This window comes from Bacillus sp. SIMBA_026 (assembly GCF_046535335.1).
Classification (GTDB): Bacteria; Bacillota; Bacilli; order Bacillales; family Bacillaceae; genus Bacillus; species Bacillus velezensis.
The window spans coordinates 1-228 of record NZ_JAWRWX010000555.1 but is presented as its reverse complement, the minus strand read 5'-3'; the positions used below and the strand labels follow the sequence as shown (position 1 = coordinate 228).

The window sequence follows — 228 nt, the reverse complement described above, 5'->3', positions numbered from 1 at the left end:
ATCCATCGGCAGTCGATCAGATCTATATCTTGCCCAAGCCCTCAAGAGTCGCGGCGGGCGAGACGATTGCGTGGATCGGCGAATACCAGCGCTTTGTTGAGGCGCGCGCGCACAGTACATTGCCACCCAAACTCGGCGAGCGTCCGCTACTTCACGTGGAGGTGTTCACTGGTGACGATCTCAATGCATTTATCGCGCGCAGTCGACAACGAGCACAGCAGCTCGACG

The 228-nt window shown here is 58.3% G+C and carries 1 protein-coding gene; it reads left to right on the top strand.

The window, feature by feature from the left end:
* The coding region (locus SB847_RS22525; RefSeq protein ID WP_410579014.1) for a hypothetical protein at positions 1-228 on the top strand (228 nt) is incomplete at both ends.